Source organism: Massilia sp. TWP1-3-3, from assembly GCF_049897805.1.
Taxonomy (GTDB): Bacteria; Pseudomonadota; Gammaproteobacteria; order Burkholderiales; family Burkholderiaceae_D; genus Telluria_A.
Genome location: NZ_JAFCWX010000020.1, coordinates 1 through 13965 on the forward strand (window position 1 = coordinate 1; position 13965 = coordinate 13965).

At 63.8% G+C, this 13965-nt stretch carries 13 protein-coding genes; 8 read left to right on the top strand and 5 right to left on the bottom strand.

Features of this window, described 5'->3' with window-relative positions; genetic code table 11:
* Window positions 1–623: 623 nt before the first annotated feature.
* A complete protein-coding gene (locus ACP7D4_RS18465; RefSeq protein ID WP_426210597.1) occupies window positions 624–794 on the top strand; it encodes a hypothetical protein in 171 nt (56 codons plus the stop codon).
* Between the two features lie 449 nt (window positions 795–1243).
* Complete coding sequence (locus ACP7D4_RS18470; protein ID WP_426210599.1) at window positions 1244–1480, top strand: hypothetical protein; 237 nt, start codon at window positions 1244–1246, stop codon at window positions 1478–1480.
* A 257-nt stretch (window positions 1481–1737) separates the two neighbouring features.
* Here ACP7D4_RS18470 and ACP7D4_RS18475 read toward each other — a convergent pair whose 3' ends face one another.
* Window positions 1738–2544, bottom strand: coding sequence for an alpha/beta fold hydrolase (locus ACP7D4_RS18475; RefSeq protein WP_426210601.1), 807 nt, complete (start codon window positions 2542–2544; stop codon window positions 1738–1740).
* A gap of 1 nt (window position 2545) precedes the next feature.
* Window positions 2546–3856, bottom strand: a complete 1311-nt coding sequence (locus ACP7D4_RS18480; RefSeq protein ID WP_426106271.1) for an O-acetylhomoserine aminocarboxypropyltransferase — start codon at window positions 3854–3856, stop codon at window positions 2546–2548.
* Window positions 3857–4090: 234 nt separating this feature from the next.
* On the opposite strand from ACP7D4_RS18480, the gene ACP7D4_RS18485 reads away from it, so the two are divergent.
* The 4 genes from ACP7D4_RS18485 (at window position 4091) to ACP7D4_RS18500 (ending at window position 6187) form a co-directional block, all read left to right on the top strand.
* Window positions 4091–4543 (top strand): CBS domain-containing protein, encoded by a 453-nt coding sequence (locus tag ACP7D4_RS18485; protein ID WP_426106272.1) that lies wholly within the window; start codon window positions 4091–4093, stop codon window positions 4541–4543.
* A 6-nt stretch (window positions 4544–4549) separates the two neighbouring features.
* Window positions 4550–5440 (top strand): PhzF family phenazine biosynthesis protein, encoded by an 891-nt coding sequence (locus tag ACP7D4_RS18490; RefSeq protein ID WP_426210603.1) that lies wholly within the window; start codon window positions 4550–4552, stop codon window positions 5438–5440.
* Between the two features lie 79 nt (window positions 5441–5519).
* Window positions 5520–5975, top strand: a complete 456-nt coding sequence (locus tag ACP7D4_RS18495) for a hypothetical protein (RefSeq protein ID WP_426210605.1) — start codon at window positions 5520–5522, stop codon at window positions 5973–5975.
* Entirely contained in the window at window positions 5975–6187 is a 213-nt protein-coding gene (locus tag ACP7D4_RS18500) for a helix-turn-helix transcriptional regulator (RefSeq protein ID WP_426106276.1), read from the top strand. The genes ACP7D4_RS18495 and ACP7D4_RS18500 overlap by 1 nt, the downstream gene beginning before the upstream one ends.
* Before the next feature lie 106 nt (window positions 6188–6293).
* Here ACP7D4_RS18500 and ACP7D4_RS18505 read toward each other — a convergent pair whose 3' ends face one another.
* The 3 genes from ACP7D4_RS18505 to ACP7D4_RS18515 form a co-directional block, all read right to left on the bottom strand.
* Complete coding sequence (locus tag ACP7D4_RS18505) at window positions 6294–8519, bottom strand: response regulator (protein ID WP_426210607.1); 2226 nt, start codon at window positions 8517–8519, stop codon at window positions 6294–6296.
* Between the two features lie 248 nt (window positions 8520–8767).
* The gene (locus ACP7D4_RS18510; RefSeq protein ID WP_426210609.1) at window positions 8768–8959 is read right to left on the bottom strand and encodes a hypothetical protein; all 192 of its coding nucleotides are present in this window, start codon (window positions 8957–8959) and stop codon (window positions 8768–8770) included.
* A gap of 227 nt (window positions 8960–9186) precedes the next feature.
* Complete coding sequence (locus ACP7D4_RS18515; RefSeq protein WP_426106279.1) at window positions 9187–11460, bottom strand: GGDEF/EAL domain-containing response regulator; 2274 nt, start codon at window positions 11458–11460, stop codon at window positions 9187–9189.
* 213 nt (window positions 11461–11673) lie between these two features.
* On the opposite strand from ACP7D4_RS18515, the gene aroC reads away from it, so the two are divergent.
* Both aroC and ACP7D4_RS18525 read left to right on the top strand, forming a co-directional pair.
* Complete coding sequence (aroC, locus tag ACP7D4_RS18520) at window positions 11674–12780, top strand: chorismate synthase (protein ID WP_426106302.1); 1107 nt, start codon at window positions 11674–11676, stop codon at window positions 12778–12780.
* Window positions 12773–13963: an MFS transporter gene (locus ACP7D4_RS18525; protein ID WP_426210610.1), complete on the top strand. Its 1191-nt coding sequence runs from the start codon at window positions 12773–12775 to the stop codon at window positions 13961–13963. The genes aroC and ACP7D4_RS18525 overlap by 8 nt, the downstream gene beginning before the upstream one ends.
* Window positions 13964–13965 lie beyond the last annotated feature (2 nt).

A 13965-nucleotide genomic window follows, 5' to 3' on the forward strand; every position in this document is an offset into this window, starting at 1 on the left:
TGCCGGGAAGACCTATCGCCATCGAGAGAATCGTTCGAAGCCCAGGAAGCCCGGCGTAAAACCACACAAGAAGATGACTCAGAAAAACTGTTGAAATGTCTTAACTTGGGTGGATTGGGTCCAGCCCCAGTTTTTTGGAAGCTTAACCGCGCGGGAATTGACATTTCTCAATACGGGGTGGGGGGGCGAAAACGGCAAAGCGTCGATCGATTCCGGCATAAAATATGTGGCCGGCCCGTTTGTGCTGTAACTGGCGGTACAAGCCGGAACCGCCGAAAAATCCGTCCGTGTAGATGCTGTGGTCAAGCATGCAGAATTCGGAAAAAATGGGGAACCGTAAGGATTCCTGCGCAAATGAGTAACATGTTAAAAAACCGTAAGATTTATGGCGTTCTGCGCTACTGGATGACCGGAACGGGCGGCAGCTGCCGAGTCGGTAGCCATCGGTCTGCCGTCGAGTACAATCAACAGCTGCCGGCCAGGGGCGGCAGCACGCGGAATAATTTTTTAACAAAAATTAAAGGCTGTTGATGGAGTTCACACCGAAAGAATTGGCTTTAATCACGAAGGCCGGCAGGAAGACAAAGAACCCAAAGTTCATTCGAATAATTCTGTAGATTGGGATGCTCATCTCAGTCGCCTGCATGTTCGTAGGCGTTCTTGATAGCGACAAATTGGCCTATGGTCTGGTCGTAGTCGTGTTCATCGCCATTGCCCATCCGCAGTTTGTGGACGGGCCGAAGTACGAAGATTTAGTAGCTCTGCTGGAGCAAAAAACAGTTCGGAAAGATTGACGCATGCTACGCCGGCTTTGGGGCGATAGCTGCCCCTTCAATACTTACGTCTCGCATGATCGATGGTACCCGAACACGATCAATTTCTACGAGGACGAAGAGTGGGCTAAGCTTCGAGACCTGATCGACGACTTTAAGGAGGCCATCTGAGTTACCCTTCATTCTAAGGAGAAGAAATGCCCCTTTTTTGCCCTGGCTGTTCCGCAGAACTCAAGAGCGCACATATCCCGCCGGCGTGCTGGAAGTGCGCCGCGGTATTCGGAACAGATCCCCCTTCGGCACCGGTCGCCATCCGGCCGCCGCGTCAGCGGCAGGCGCCGCGACAGCCTGCAAGTGCCGCGACGCCCGTGCCCAAGCCAGTGCCGCCAAGACCACTGGCAACCGGCCGCACGCCAGTCCGTGCGAGTGCGACCGCGCCAGCCACGCAGCCTTCGGGGCTGGCCAAAACATTGATCGCAGCGCCGCTGCTCATCATCGCGGCGCTGTTGCTGCTCGTGGCGGCTCTGATGCGCGACCGTGAAGTCGGCGTGGTCGTGATGCCTGGCCTGGTAGCCCTTGTCCTAGGCTTGACTGCCGCGCTGACAAAACGGAAAGGGATACTGACGGGCGTCATGTTCCTGGGAGGCGCGCTGATCGCGCTGATCTGTCTGGCCCTGTTCACTTTGCCCCCGGTTGGCCGGACCTGAGCAGCGCACAACACCGCGGGGCAAAAAAAATGGCACCAAATTTCCATGGTATGGCAGTCCGTATAGATGATGTTGGGGCCATTGGTGAGCATTGTCACAAATGAAGGGCGTGTTATCGCGGGACCCGATGTCCGCTGAGGGGCGACAGCCGCCGTTCAACAAACCCCATATGACAACGTCCGTTTGAGCATTGCCGAATCGTGGTTGAAAAGGTTCGTTCCCCTCATCCGCCTCCCGCTGCCATAATCCGCGGACGGCTACGTTCTCAAGGCAAACCCATACAAAGCCCCCAACACCGCATCCGGCTGCTCGGCCATCAACGAATGCCCCGCATCGACCATCACCACCTTCCCGTGCGCGATCGCGCCGGTAAGCGTTTTAGTCGAACGCGCCGGCGTCATCATGTCCTTCGTCCCAAAAATGAACAGCACCGGACACGTAACCGCCGCCGCCGCAACCTCGCCATTCGCATACGCGTTACAAGCAAAAAAATCCGTATAAAACAGCTGCTCGGGATTAATCTGCGACATGCGCTGCATCAGCCTGCGCGCGCCGCCCATCACATGCAACCCTGGCGTTGGGCACGCGGGGTTTTGCGCAATCGACGAGTGCAAAAAAATATTCACCATGTCGATCGCCGCCTGTTCGTCGTCCCTGGAAGTGGCCAGCAGCGCGTCGGACACCTTCATCGGATAGGTCGTCCCCAGCATCGCCAGCTGGCTCACGCGCGCCGGCGCCATATGCGACGCTTCGAGCGCAATGAGCGAACCCATGCTGTGCGCGATCATCAGCGCCTTGTCCACCCCCACCGCATCCATCACTTCCAGCACCCACGCAGCCATCGCCTCGACACTGGTGCATGCGCGGCCTTTGCTGCGGCCGTGGCCCGGCAGGTCCAGCGCCAGCACATTGAAGCCGTGGTGCGCAAAATAGCGCGTCTGCAAACTCCACACCGAATGGTCGTTCTGCGCGCCGTGAATGAAGATGGCGGTCGGCTGCGCTGCATTGAACGGCTTGCCGCCGGTGTAGCAATAGGCGTCAACGCCTTGCACTTGTACGATCACGTCATGCTCCTTTCTGCGACAGCTTCAGGCCGCGCGCGAGGTCTTCGATCAGGTCGTCGACGTTTTCCAGTCCCACCGACAGGCGCATCGTTCCCTCCGTGATGCCGGCGGCGGCCAACTGCTCGGCCGGCACCCGAAAGTGCGTCGTCGAAGCAGGGTGGATCACCAGCGACTTGGCGTCACCCACATTGGCCAGGTGCGAAAACACCTTCAGCGCGTCGACAAAGCGGCGCCCGGCGGCGCGGTCGCCCTTGATGCTGAAGGTGAAGACGGCGCCGCAGCCCTTGGGCAGCAGCGTCTTGGCCAGTTCGTAATCAGGGTGCGAATCCAATTCCGGGTACGACACCGATTCGACGGCAGGGTGCTTGAGCAGAAATTCGACCACCTTGCGCGTGTTGGCCACGTGCCGGTCCATGCGCAGGCTGAGCGTCTCTATGCCTTGCAGCACGGCGAACGCGTTGTGCGGACTCATGACGGCGCCAAAGTCGCGCAAGCCCTCGCGCCGCGCGCGCAGCGCGAACGGGGCGACGGTCGATTCTTCGGCAAACACCATGCCGTGAAAGCCGTCATACGGCTCGCACAGTTCGGCGAAGCGGCCGCTCTTGTCGTACGCGCCTTGCCAGTCAAAGGTGCCGCCGTCGACCAGCAGGCCGCCGATGGCGGTGCCGTGCCCGCACAGGAACTTGGTGGCCGAATGGAAGACCAGGTCGGCGCCGTGTTCGAAAGGACGCAGCAGATACGGCGTGGTGAAGGTCGAATCCATCATCAGCGGCAGGTGGTGCTCATGCGCGATGGCGGCCACGGTGGGGATGTCGAGCACGTCCAGGCCCGGATTGCCCAGCGTTTCGGCAAACAGCACCTTGGTGTTGGGCCGGATCGCGCTGCGCCAGGCATCCATGTCGCGCGGGTCGACAAAGGTGGTCTCGATGCCGAAGCGCTTGAGCGTATAGGCGAGCAGGTTGTGCGAGCCGCCGTACAGCGCGCGCGAGGCGACGATGTGCGAGCCGGCGCCGGCAATGGTCGCCAGGCCCAGGAACATGGCGGCCTGGCCGCTGGCGGTGGCAATGCCGGCCACGCCGCCTTCGAGGGCGGCGATGCGCTCTTCGAGCACGGCGTTGGTCGGGTTCGAGATGCGCGAATAAACGTGGCCGGCGCGCTCCATATTGAACAGCGACGCGGCGTGGTCGGAATCCTTGAAGGCGAACGAGGACGTGAAATAGACAGGAGTTGCGCGTGCGCCGGTGGCCGGGTCTGGCGTGGCGCCGGCATGCAGCGACAGGGTGTCGAAGCCGGGATATTGAGGACCGCTCATGGTGGACTCATCTGGTTGATAAAACATGGTAACGAGGGATGGGCAGAATCGTAGCATGCGCGTCCCAAACAAAAGAATGGTTTCCTCGCTAAAATGGTACGTTCGGCAAGGATGGCGCTTTTCCCGGTTTGATTTTTCGCAAAGCTGGATTTTTTGCCACGCATACGCTACATTCGGAGCCAAGGCTTATAAAAAAGCACTCCACTTATAACCTCATCAGACAAGGCGGCCATCATGAAAGTGTCGGAAATTCTCCAAGTGAAGGGCAATATCCTCTATACGGCCACCCCGGACATGCCTTTGGTGGACGCCGTGAACACGATGTCGGAAAAAGATATCGGCTCGCTGGTGGTCATGGAATTTGGCGACCTGGTCGGCATGCTGACCTTCCGCGAAGTGATCAAGGTGCTGCACAAGAATAACGGTTCGGTCGGCGCCGGCACGGTGCGCAAGTACATGGACGACCATCCGATCACCGTCACCCCCGACACGGAAGTCAACGAAGTGCGCCGCATGATGCTCGAAAAGCACGCGCGCTATCTGCCCGTCATGAACGCCAAGACGCTGCTGGGCGTAATTTCCTTTTACGACGTGGCGCGCGCCGTGCTCGAGGCGCAAAGCTTTGAAAACAAGATGCTCAAGGCGTATATCCGCGACTGGCCGGCAGAAGTCACGCAGGACGACTGACAGCGCATGCTTACCCGTATGGGCGCCCGGCGCCGCTTCAAGCAGGTCGACGTTTTTACCCGGGTGCCGTTCAAGGGCAATCCGCTGGCCGTGGTGCTGGACGGCGACGCTCTGGCCGACGAGCAGATGCACGCCATCGCGCGCTGGACCAATCTGTCCGAAACCACCTTTGCATTGACGCCGCGCGATCCGCAAGCCGATTACCGCGTGCGTATTTTTTCGCCCGGCACCGAGTTTCCCTTCGCCGGCCATCCCACCTTAGGTACGGCGCATGCGCTGCTCGAAGCCGGCCTCACGCCCAAGACGCCCGGACGCCTGGTGCAGGAATGCGGCGTGGGTCTGGTCCATATCCGGATCGCGGACGATGGCGCGCTCGCTTTCCGCGCGCCCGAGGCCGAGCTGCGCGCGCTGCACGCGTCGCTCTTTCCCGCCGTGCGCGCGGCTTTGCAAAGCGATGCCTTTCACCTGGGCGGGCCGCCGGTCGTGGCGACCATGGGCATTTGCTGGCTGGTGGTGCGCATGGACAGCGCGCAAGCGTGCCGCGACGTGCGGCCCGACGCGCAGGCGCTGCTGGAGATCACGCGCATGGGCATGACCGGCATCGCCATGTACGGGGCAATGCCGCCGGGCGGTGCAATCGACTACGAAGTGCGCGCCATATTCACCAAGATGGACGTGCTCACCGAAGACCCGGTGACCGGCAGCGCCAATGCCTGCATCGCGCGCGTGCTCGAGGCGCAGGGCTTTCCCGATGGCGGCCACACCAGCGCTGGATACACCGCCTGCCAGGGCGGGCAGGTGCAGTGCGACGGGCGCATTTCGGTGCTGTACCAGGATGGCGCGCCGTGGATCGGCGGGCATTCGGTATCGGTGATTGACGGTACAATCCAGGTATAAAGTAACCTATTGGTTGCAAAAAGTAACCTTTATGTTACATTGCGTTCTCCCATGTCGACGTTCACGAGGAGTCGCAAACATGCAGTCCACAATACCCAACGAAGCTGAGCAACTGGTCGCCTGTTCACGCCGTGGCCTGTGGGTTGCCCTGGTGCTGATGCTCGCGCTGCTCGCCGATGCGCTGATCGTCAACCTGTATCCGGACGGCGCGGCCGCGTTGGTGGCGAGCCGCATGGCGCTGCTGCTGCCGGTCGGAATCGTGGTCGCCGTGGCGTGGCTGCGCTCATCGCTCAAGGGCGTGCGCAGCGATGCCGGCTCGCCTGCCATGCAGTCGATGCTAAACGATGATCTGCGCCAGCAAAGCCTGCGCCTGGCCTATCGCAATGGCTTGTTTGCGGTGCTGTTCGCGCAGCCGCTGCTTGGCTTGCTGCTGGCGGCGGCGGGCCCGCCGCAGCCGATCATGCTGATGGCCAGCGCGACCGCGCTGCTCGGGGTAGTGGCGGTGGTGGGCAGCTTGCTGGCGCATGACCGCTGATGGACGAACATCTAAAAACAACGATGAAGGTGCAGCGCGCCATGCGCGACCTGACGCAGGCCGATCTGGCCGCAATGGCCGGCATTACCCGCAAGTCGATCAATGCCATCGAGATGGGGCATATGGTGCCATCCACGATCCTCGCGCTCAAGCTGGCGCACGCGCTCAAAGTGAGCGTGGAGGAGTTGTTCAGCCTTGAGGTGAGGCCGTAGGGACGGGCGGCCACGCATGGCGCAAGACGCGCTTTGCGCTTTTCCGTCATGCAGTCCAGACTTGAATCGTGGCTGGACTGGCTTTGCGTTCGGCCTGCGATATGGCTCAGGTGGCGGCGCGGCCTTCGCGCATGAAGCGCTGGATGTGGGCCAGCATGACGTCGTCGGCGTAAGGTTTGCCAAGCAGGATGTCGACTCCGGCTTCCTGCGCCTTGGGGCCATAGCTCTCTTCGGCGCTGATCATGATCACCGGGATGTGCGCGGTGGCAGGGTCGTTGCGCAGGTGTTGGGTCAGCTCGAAGCCGTTCATGCCGGGCATTTCGACGTCGGTGATCAATACGTCGGGCATGCGCTCACCGATCTGGCGCAGGGCGTCCAGACCGTCCTCGGCCTGCTGCACCTGGAACTGGTTGTTGACCAGCATGCGGTTGGTCTTGACCCGCACTACCTTGGAGTCGTCCGCAATCATGACGAGCGTCTCGGGCGCGGCCTTTGGCACGCGCTGCGCTGCGGGACTGGCTCGCTGCTGGCCTGTCGTTTCCTGTGCTGTCGCTGCCCGTTCCGCCGCTGCCTGTTCCGCCGCAGCCGCTTCCGCGGCCAGGCGCTTCGCTTCGAGGCGGGCGGCGCTGGCCGCAACCAGGCGCTCGGCTTCCGCGCGCGTGGCTTCCGCCAGTGCCGCGCGCTCCGCTTTCAGGCGCGCAGCTTGCGCTGCTGCCTCGCGTTCGGCTTCCAGGCGCGCCGCTTCATGGGCGGCATTGCGCATCGCTTCCAGGCGTGCTGCTTCCTTGGCCGCGACGCGTTCGGCTTCGGCGCGGGCCAGCCTTTCGGCCGACAGGCGCAGCGCCTCGACGCGGGCCGCTTCCTGTTCGGCCAGGCGCAGCGCCAGCAGGCGCGCCGTTTCTTCGGCAGCCACGCGCTCGTCTTCGCGCCGGATCGCTTCCTCGGCAGCTAGGCGCTGGGCCAGCGCACGGGCGGCCGCTTCGTCGGCGGCGCGGCGCGCTTCCAGCCGGGCCGCTTCTTCAATGGCGATGCGCTGCGCTTCTGCGCGCGCGGCTTCTTCAAGGACGATGCGTTTGGCTTCCACGCGCGCGGCTTCTTCAAGGGCGACGAGTTCAGCTTCAATGCGGGCCGCTTCTTCAGAGGCGAGGCGCTGCGCTTCCACGCGCGCGGCCTCCTCGGCGGCGGCGCGTTCTAATGCGATGCGTTCGGCTTCTTGGGCGGCCACGCGGGCAGCTTCCACCCGCGCCGCTTCCTCGGCGGCTGCCTGTTCGGCTGCCTGGCGCGCTTCTTCTTCGCGCGCGATGCGCTGCGCTTCGGCGCGGGCGGCCTCCTCAAGGGCTACACGCTCGGCCAGGCGATGTGCTTCTTCTTCAGCGGCCAGGCGTTCGGCTTCGGCGCGTGCGGCTTCCGCAAGCGCCAGGCGCGCAGCTTCGGCACGCTCTGCTTCCTCAAGCGCCACGCGCGCAGCTTCTGCGCGGGCCGCTTCTTCCGCGGCGGCGCCTTCAGCGTCGGATCGGGCTGCCGTTTCGGCGGCGATGCGCTCTGCTTCCAGGCGGGCGGCCAGTTCAGCGGCCGCCGCGTGCGCTTGCGCGCGCGCCGTTTCTTCTTCGGCCACGCGCTCAGCCTCGCGCTGCGCGGCAGCGTCTTCGGCCGCGCGCAGCGCTTGCACCCGGTCTTCGTCTTCGAGCGCCACGCGCTGCGCTTCGGCGCGCGCCGCCGTGTCGAGCGCCTGGTGCGCCGCGTCAAGCCGGGCGCGCTCTTCTTCGGCCACGCGCAGCGCTTCGATGCGCGCCGCTTCCTCGTCGGCCATGCGCTTGGCGTAGCGGCGCGCCGTGTCTTCTTCGGCCAGGCGCTGCTCTTCGATCAGCAGCGCTTCTTCGTCGGCCATGACCTTGGCGTCGATATTGGCGGCCAGTTCTGCCGCTGCGCGCTCCGCTTCCAGGCGCGCCGCTTCCTCCCCCGCCAGGCGGTCCGCTTCCAGGCGCAGCGCCTCGGCGGCGGCAGCTTCGCGTTCGGCTTTTTCGCGCGCGGCCATGTGGGCGGCAATACGTTCGTCCTCGGCGCGGAAAATGACCGCCGGGTCGAGCACCGTTTCAGGCGTTTCCAGGACGCTGTTGGCCTGGATGTCGGCGCGCTCGAGCTCATCGGCGGCGCTGCGCAGCGCGTCGAGACGCTCGCGCTCGGCCAGGGCGATAGTGTCGGGGTCGACCGCAACGTCGTCGTCGATCGTGAAATGCTGGCGTATGGCCGGGGGCGGCGCCGCGCGCGACTTGAACCGGCGCACCAGGGCAACCACGAGAACGGAGCCAACCAGCACCGCGATCAAAATCATTGCAATATCTTTAAGTAACACGCGGACAACTCCGTCGAGGCGCCGCGCAGCGGCAACCGGTTGTAAATGGCGAGGGGGTACGAAGTAAGGATATTACACCAACGCAACAGGGGGCGTGTTGCTGTCTTGCAATGCGAACCCAGTTTGTGCCGTGGTTCAGCTGGCAACATTATCCGCTGGCGACCAGGCGGCGTCGATGCCCGCACCGTCATCCTTCGAACTGATCAAGGTCACGCGCCCGGTGTCGATCATGACTTGGGCGCCCGGGTGCAGTTTTTCAACCAGCGCGCTAATTCGCCGTCCGGCGCCGGCCCGAGCGCGCTCCAGCCGTTGCGCCCGTTTTCCTTGACCCAGTACAGCGCCGCGTCGGCCAGTTCAACCAGTTGCTCCCAGCCGGCCAGAGGCAGGTGAGATCGGCTTTCGACGGCCCATGGTTCCACGCGACTCACCCCTGGTCGACGTGCGGGATGTACATGGATTTTACGTGGGCAGCCGCTTGGCGAGCGCCATCGACGCCTGGCGCGACGAAGTAGTGTTGGCTTGACCAAAACGTAGGGCGGAAAAGCGAACGCGCATTCCGCCAGTGCTGGCGTCACGTCGATGCGCGCATTGGCGCAATGCGCATGCGCTTTTCCGCCCACGATGCCACCATGTAGGCCACGTCAGCTCAGGCGGACGGCAATGCCAGGCGCGTGTGCAGGTCGTTGGCCAGCCATTCGTACAGCGCCGGCACCGTCATTGGGCGCGCAAACAAAAAGCCTTGCGCCAGCGGGCAACCCAGATCGCGCAGGATCTGGGCCTGGCGCTCGTCTTCGACGCCTTCGGCGACGATCGACAAGCCCAGATTGCGCCCGAGCTGGATCACCATTTCGGCAATGCTGCTGCCGCGCGCCGAGCCGGTGATTTCGGTGACAAAAGCGCGGTCGATCTTGAGCCGGTCAACCTGCAGGCGCTGCAAGTACGACAGCGATGAAAAGCCGGTGCCAAAGTCGTCGATCGAAATCGACACGCCGGTATGCTTGATCTGGGCCAGCATCTTGATCAACAGGTCCGGCTCTTCCATGGCCATCGATTCGGTGATTTCGAGCTCGATGAATTCGGGCGGTGCCTGGCTGTCTTCAAGCGCCGAGCGCAGCATCTCCAGAAAGTACGGATGGCGAAACTGCACCTGCGAGACGTTGACCGACATCGTGAAATCGCGGTGCCCCGCTTCGCGCAGGCGCACCACTTCGTGGCAGGCGGTGCGCAGCACCCATTCGCCGATGTCGATGATCAGGCCCGAATATTCGGCGATCGGGATGAAGCGGTCGGGCGAAATGAAGACGCCGTCGGCGCCGCGCCAGCGCAGCAGCGCCTCGGCGCCCACCGGCCGGCGCGTGGCCAGGTCGATCTGCGGCTGGTAGACGACGAACAGCTCGCCGTCGGCAAAGCCGCTGCGCAGCGCGTGCATCATGCGCACCCGCTCGCGAATTTCAACGCCCATGCTGCGCGAAAAATAAAAGTGGCCGGCGCGCTGCTGGGTCTTGGCGCGCTTTAAGGCAATATCGGCGTCCTTCAGGGCGTCGGCGCCGCCGCCGTCATGCTCGACCAGGCGCACCAGGCCGAGCGTGGCCGACAGGCGCACTTCCTGGTTCTCGATCAGGAAGGGCGTTTCGAACAAGCACAGGATGGCGACCGGATTGACGGCCGCCGCGTCGCCCAGCACGCAGAAAATATCGCCGCCGATGCGCGCCACCGTCAACTGCTGGCCCAGGCTGGTCTGCAATCGCGTGGCGACGGCCACCAGCAGTGCGTCGCCGAACTGGTGGCCAAGCGCGTCGTTGGTCTCGGCAAAGTGGTCCAGGTCGACCAGGCACAGCGTGGCGTCGTCGCACGCCGGGCCGCACAAGGTGGCGTCGAGGATTTCGACCAGGCGGGTGCGGTTGGGCAGCTTGGAAAGCTGGTCGTAAAAGGCGGCGTTGTGCAGGTGGCTGACCAGTTCCACATTGTCCAGACCGACCGCGACGTTGCTGCAAAATACGTCCAGCAGACGGCGGTCGATGTCGCCCAGCACCCGGTTCACCGAGACGCGGGCCACGAAGTCGCGGCTCGACTTGCCGGCGAAGTAGAGCGTGACGCAGCCCGGTTCGTACAGGTTGCTGCACTGGGACAGGGTGCGCATCATGGCGCTGTAGAGCGGGGCGTCGTCGGCCAGCGTCAGGCGCGCGTTGGCGGCGCGCCGCGCCGTGCCCGCGCTGGCCACCACGCATAGCGCGTCGCCGCCGGCGTCCGGGTTGTCGCGGGCGCACAGCACGCCGTTGGGGGGGATTTGCAAGATCTCGGCAATCTGGGCCAGCACGCCGGCGGCGAAATTTTGCACGCCGTGCAGCGACATCAGCTCGGTGCTGGCGCGCACGATCTGGTCCAGGCCGCGCCGGCTGGCGCTGATCGCGCGGATCTGTTCGTAGGAACGGATCGCCGCCGTCACCGTCGTATACAGCTTGATGCGGGTCAGTTCCGACTTGGTCTTGTAATCGTTGATGTCGAAATCGCGGATGGCGTCGATTTCGGGCGCGTAGCCGGGCTGCCCGGTGCGCAGAATGATGCGCACGTCGGCCAGCTTGAGCGTTTCGCGGATGTAGCGCACCAGGTGCAGGCCGGCGTCGTCCTGTTCCATGACCACGTCGAGCAAAATGACGGCAATGTCGGTCTCGGTCTTGAGCATTTCACGGGCCTGGGCGGCCGAATAGGCATGCACGAATTGCAGTGGACGGTGCTGCATGTCCAGGTTGCCCAGGGCGAAAGTGGTCGTCGAATGGACGTCCTCATCATCATCGATGATCATCACGCGCCATACGTTGGGCAAGCCGTCGGCAGCGGCGCTTGCCGGGTGCTCGTCCAGAAAGACCAGGTCGTCGTGATCGTCCTCGGAACGGACCGGGGGCGTGCTCGATGGGGGCATGTAGCGCTTCTCCAGGATGGCGTTTTTCAGTAGGATACGACGAAAACGCCGCCTCAAGCGAGTTTGCGGTGAGAAAAACAGCTTTCCGTGACGCTTACAGCAATTGCTTTAATGGTAATGTGATGGGGAAGATATTGCCATTCGAGGGCAAGGGTGCAGCAAATGCGCGCGGGCTGGTAGAATTGCTTTTTTCTCCCACTCACTTTTCCCACCATGTCCGGCAACTCATTTGGCAAGCTGTTTTCCGTTACCACCTTTGGCGAATCGCATGGCCCCGCCATCGGCTGCATCATCGACGGTTGCCCGCCGGGCATGCTGCTGTCGGAAGCCGATATCCAGCCGGACCTGGACCGCAGAAAGCCGGGTACCTCGCGCCACGTGACGCAGCGCCAGGAAGCCGACCTGGTCGAAATATTGTCCGGGGTGTACGAGGGCAAGACCACCGGCACGCCGATCATGCTGATGATCCGCAACCAGGACCAGCGCAGCAAGGACTACGGCAACATCGTCGACAGCTTTCGCCCGGGCCATGCCGATTACACCTATTGGCACAAGTACGGCGTGCGCGACCCGCGCGGAGGCGGGCGCTCGTCGGCGCGACTGACCGCGCCCGTGGTGGGCGCCGCCGCCGTCGCCAAAAAGTGGTTGTTCGAGCAGTATGGCACGGTGTTCAAGGGCTGCATGAGCCAGCTGGGCGACATTGCGGTGCCGTTCGCGTCGTGGGAGCACGTGCGCGAGAACCCGTTTTTCGCCGCCAGCGCCGACGCCGCCCTGATCGCGCGCATGGAAGCGGCCATGGATGAGCTGCGGCGCGACGGCGACTCGATCGGCGCACGCATCGACGTGCTGGCGCACAACGTGCCGGTCGGCCTGGGGCAACCCATTTACGACAAGCTCGACGCCGACATCGCCTACGCGATGATGGGCATTAACGCGGTCAAGGGCGTGGAAATTGGGGCCGGCTTCAAGTCGGTGGCGCAGCGCGGCTCCGAGCATGGCGACGAACTGACGCTGGAAGGCTTTGTCGGCAATAACGCCGGCGGCGTGCTGGGCGGGATCTCGACCGGGCAGGACATCACGGTCTCGATCGCTATCAAGCCGACCTCGTCGATCCGCACGCCGCGCCGCTCGATCGACAAGGCGGGTAACCCGGTGCTGGTCGAAACGTTCGGCCGGCACGACCCGTGCGTGGGGATCCGCGCCACGCCGATTGCTGAAGCGATGCTGGCCCTGGTCTTGATCGACCACGCGCTGATGCACCGGGCGCAGTGCGGCGACGTGCGCGTTTCCACGCCCAGGATCGCCCCAAAAATTGCCTGAGCCGCGCGCGCCGATGCCGCTGCAGTCGATTAATTTTTCGCTGTTCCTGTTTGTCTATTACGCCTACGCCGGCACCTTTGGCACCTATGCGACGCTGTATTTCGCCGCGCGCGGCCTGACGGTGCCGCAGATCGGGGTGCTGGTCTCGCTCATTCCCGTGATGCGCATCGTCGGTCCCAACCTGTGGGGCTGGGCGGCCGACCGCAGCGCCCGCCGCGTGCTGGTCATGCGCCTGACGGCGCTCGGCGCGCTGCTCTCGTTCGGCGCCATCTTCGTGGCCGACGCCTACCTGCAGTTTTTCATCGTGATGATGCTGGTGAACCTGTTCGCCAGCGCGTTAAGCCCGCTGTGCGACGCGCTGATGCTGGCCGAAATGCGGGGCGACCTGTCCAACTATGGCAAGCTGCGATTGTGGGGCTCGCTCGGCTTTATCGCCGCGGTGGTGCTGGCCGGGTACCGCCTTGAATGGTTCGGGGTGGAGGCGCTGCTGGGCTTGACGTTCGCGCTGCTGCTGCTGGTGTTTGGGGCCAGCCCGCGCATTGGCGAAACGGCTCACCCGGTGCGCGCGCACGACACGCCGCCCTTGTGGAGCGTGCTGCGCAAGGGCGAAGTGGTGGCGTTTTTTGTCTCGGCGGCGCTGATGTGCGGCGCCCACATGTGCCTGTACGCGTTTTACTCGCTGTACCTGGCGCGCGCCGGTTACGGCAAACCGCTGATCGGCGCGATGTGGGCGCTTGGCGTGGTGGCCGAGGTGGCGTTTTTCTACTTTCAGTCGCACGTGTTTGCGCGCTTCGGGGCGCGCCGCGTGATGCTGTTCGCCTTTGGCGTGGCGCTGCTGCGCTTTGCCATCACCGGGGCGGCGCCCGGCCTGCTGTGGGTGCTCATTGCCGCGCAGTTGATGCATGCGGCCACGTTCGCGGCCCACCATTCGGCCTGCGTAATCACGATGCAGCGCTGGTTTGCAGGCCCCCTGCAGGCCAGCGGCCAGGCGCTCTACATGAGCGTCGCTTACGGTGTCGGCTGCACGCTGGGCGGCCTGGTGCTCACCTTGTGCTGGGACCGCGTCGGGCCGCAGCACATGTTTTATGCGGCCGCCGCGATGGCGCTGGCCGGGGCGGGGGCAGCCTGGTATTGTTTCCATCGCCAGGACGCCGGCGCCGGCGCTCCCGGGTTGATGGTCTGATT

Coding starts and splice junctions, on each gene's coding strand:
- ACP7D4_RS18500 (WP_426106276.1), top strand. CDS start 5,975: ATGGACGAACATCTAAAAACAACGATGAAGGTGCAGCGCGCCATGCGC.
- ACP7D4_RS18495 (WP_426210605.1), top strand. CDS start 5,520: ATGCAGTCCACAATACCCAACGAAGCTGAGCAACTGGTCGCCTGTTCA.
- ACP7D4_RS18485 (WP_426106272.1), top strand. CDS start 4,091: ATGAAAGTGTCGGAAATTCTCCAAGTGAAGGGCAATATCCTCTATACG.
- ACP7D4_RS18480 (WP_426106271.1), bottom strand. CDS start 3,856: ATGAGCGGTCCTCAATATCCCGGCTTCGACACCCTGTCGCTGCATGCC.
- aroC (WP_426106302.1), top strand. CDS start 11,674: ATGTCCGGCAACTCATTTGGCAAGCTGTTTTCCGTTACCACCTTTGGC.
- ACP7D4_RS18465 (WP_426210597.1), top strand. CDS start 624: ATGCTCATCTCAGTCGCCTGCATGTTCGTAGGCGTTCTTGATAGCGAC.
- ACP7D4_RS18505 (WP_426210607.1), bottom strand. CDS start 8,519: ATGATTTTGATCGCGGTGCTGGTTGGCTCCGTTCTCGTGGTTGCCCTG.
- ACP7D4_RS18490 (WP_426210603.1), top strand. CDS start 4,550: ATGCTTACCCGTATGGGCGCCCGGCGCCGCTTCAAGCAGGTCGACGTT.
- ACP7D4_RS18515 (WP_426106279.1), bottom strand. CDS start 11,460: ATGCCCCCATCGAGCACGCCCCCGGTCCGTTCCGAGGACGATCACGAC.